We start from the raw sequence: 3053 nt of genomic DNA, 5'->3' as shown, positions 1-3053 counted from the left end.
CGCGCCCGCGCGTCCTGGTGACGGGGACCGCCTGGTCGATCCCGCCCGCCGCGGCGACCGACCCGGCCGTCGCCGTGCGCCTGGACGCCGTCCGGACGCTGCGGGGCGTGCCGGTCGCCGCGCTCGTGGTGGATCCCTTGGCGGGCGGCGGCCTGCTGGCCGAGATCACCGTCGCGGTGGACCACGCGCCGTCGGGCGAGTCGGCGCGAGCGCTGGCCGCCGGGACGGACGGCGTCGGCGAGGCGGGCGATCCCTTCGGCGCCGCCGCGGTGCTCAACCCCGCCCTCTACGCCGCGCTCGCCCGCGGCAGGTCCGCCCTGCCCGACGCGGCGGCGGACAAGGACGTCGGCCACCCCTTCCTGCAGACCGACCACTGGATCAAACTGGAGATCTCCGCCACCGGCGTGCACCGGATCACGGCCCTCCACCTGGCCCTCGACGGCGTGGGCGCCAATTCGATCGATTCCCGGAAGCTGCGTGTCTACCGCGCCGACATCACGCCTCTGCCGGAGGACGGGTCGTTGCCCGGCAGCTGGCAGGACGGTTGGTACGCCATGAGCGAGGTCGCGCTGCAGCTCGAGGACGCCGACGGCACCTGGGACTCCGGCGACGCCCTGCTCTTCTACGCCGTCGGTCCCGATGCCTGGGCCGACCGCAGCGTCGACGGCGCCGCACGACTGGACTGGCGCGAGCACCCCTACGCCGGCCGCAGCGTCTACTGGCTGACCTGGGAGGGCTACGCCGACGCGTCGCCGCTGCCGGGAACGCCCCTGCGCATCGCGACCTTCGCGGCGCCGCCGGGCGCGGCCGTGGCCGACACGCTGCAGAAGGCCCGCCACCACTTCGAGCAGAACGTCCTGGAAGCCTACGGCCGTCTGCAGGACGACTGGGCCTGGGACACCGCCATCTTCGACCGCAAGATCGTGCCGTTCTCCCTGCCGTCGGCCATCGCCGGCAGCACGATGTTCCTGCAGGTCGACGTCCGCTCCAACCACCGCTTTGGAGAGGGCTCGGCGGAACTCAACACGGCGCGCACCTGGATCAACAGCGGCGACCAGGCGGGGCAGGACCTGGACACGACCTGGACCGTCCGGCAGGAGCAGGACAGCCTCCGGATCCGCCTGGCGGGCGAGACGACCGTCGTGCGCAACGGTCCCAACACCCTGACCCTGTCACAGGAGAGCCCCGACGGGTCACCGTCGCTCATCCTGGATTCCTTCGACGTGATGTCGTGGGAGAGGCTCGTGAAGTTGTCGGGCCAGTTCGACGTGACCCACTGGGGCGAGCAGGTCGACTTGCCCGGCGAGGCCGTCGACCTCGTCCTGACGCACCCGGCCGGCGCCGCGCCCGCCTGCTGGGACGTGAGTGACCCCGACGCGCCGCGGGCGCTGACGGGGCAGTCCCTGGCGGCGAACCGGCTCGCGCTCGGGCTGCTGCGCGATCCGGCGACCGACGCCCACCTCGTCGCCTTCGCCGACGCCGAGGCCCTGGCCCCGGCCGCGCACAGCCGCCGCACGCCGGGCGACCTGCTGCGCATGTCGGGCGAGTGCGATCACGTCGTGCTGCACGACCCGCGGCTGACCGCGCCCGCGGCCCGCCTGGCCGCCCATCGGTCGCTCGTCCTGCCCGGCGTCGACCACGACCCGGTGTCCGTGGCCGTGGACGAGGAGGACGTGTACGACAGCTTCGGCGCCGGCGTGAAGGACCCCTTCGCCCTGCGCAACTTCCTGAAATGGCTGTGGGAACGAGGCGGCGGCCGCCTGGCCTACGTCTGCCTGGCGGGCGACGCGTCGCGCGACTACCGCGGCTACCGCAACCAGTACGAAGACCTGCTGCCCACCTGGACGCGGACGTTCTTCCCCGACCTGCTGACCGACTACTCGGCCTACCCTTACGCCACGGACGACGCCCTGGTGTCCTTCGACGCCCCGGTCTGGGGCCTGGACGTGCCCGACCTGGCGGTGGGCCGCCTCACCGCCCGCGACCTGGACGAGGCCGCGGGCATGGTCGACCGCATCGTCGCCTACGAGATGGAGCCGCCGCCGGGCGCCTGGCGCAATCGGGTCGTGTTTGCGGCTGACGATTTCACGCAGCCGTCGAGCCCGGGCAATTTCGAGCGCGTGCACACGCAGCAGGCGATCGAGCTGGTCGACACGTACGTGCCCTGGACGCTCGACGCTGATAAATTGCTGATGATCGACTACGCCGCCGCCCCCAGCGGCGTCTACAAGCCGCTGGCCCGGCTGGCGGCCAAGAACGCCCTGAACGAAGGCACCACGGTCTTCCACTACATCGGCCACGGCTCGGAGCACACCCTGGCCGACGAGCAGCTCTTCTTGACCGACGACATCTACGGCCTGAACAACGGCCTGCGCCGCGGCATCTTCCTGGCCTTCAGCTGCGACGTGGGCATCTACGACTCGGCCGTCCGCCAGAGCATGGCCGAGGTGTTCGTCTCGCAGCCGGCCGGCGGCACGATCGCGGCGATCGCGGCCTCCCAGGTCAGCTACGTCATCTACAACGACCCGCTCTCGGACCGGTTCTACGCGAGCCTCTATCCCGGCCGCACGGTCGATCCCGACCGCACGCCGGGCGCGGCCCTCTGGCTGGCCAAGGTGGGGCTCGGTGGCGGCAACACCCAGATGATGCACAACAGCTACCGCTACAACCTGTTCGGCGACCCGGCGCTGGCGCTGCCGAATCCCGCCGGCGGCACCGCCCTGCACGCCGCGACCTCCGACAGCCTGCGCACCGGCCGCCTCGAGCACGTCGTCTGCGTGCTCTCGGAGCAGGGCCTGTCTGTTCTTCCCGGCACGACGTACGACCTGCTGGTGCAGGAGTCCCGCGACGAACGCCACTACCAGCTAGGCACGGCCAGCCTCGACTACTGGCAGCCGGGCGCCCCGGTCTTCCGAGGCACCGGCGAGACCGACCTCGACACGTTGCGCGTGGATTTCAAGGTGCCACTGCAGCTGCGCACCGGCGACCACGGCAAGCTGCGGTTGATCGTCGACGCGCCCGGGGGGTCGCGCGCCATGTACCTCGAGCTGCCG

At 71.9% G+C, this 3053-nt stretch carries 1 protein-coding gene; it reads left to right on the top strand.

Annotated elements, in window-relative coordinates; genetic code table 11:
• Positions 1-3053: C25 family cysteine peptidase (locus tag Q7W29_14230; GenBank protein MDO9172980.1), on the top strand; the 3053-nt coding region annotated here is incomplete at both ends.

The sequence above is a fragment of the bacterium genome, assembly GCA_030654305.1.
GTDB lineage: Bacteria > Krumholzibacteriota > Krumholzibacteriia > LZORAL124-64-63 > LZORAL124-64-63 > PNOJ01.
The sequence above is the reverse complement of the archived record's forward strand: the minus strand, read 5'-3'. Positions and strand labels throughout refer to the sequence as shown.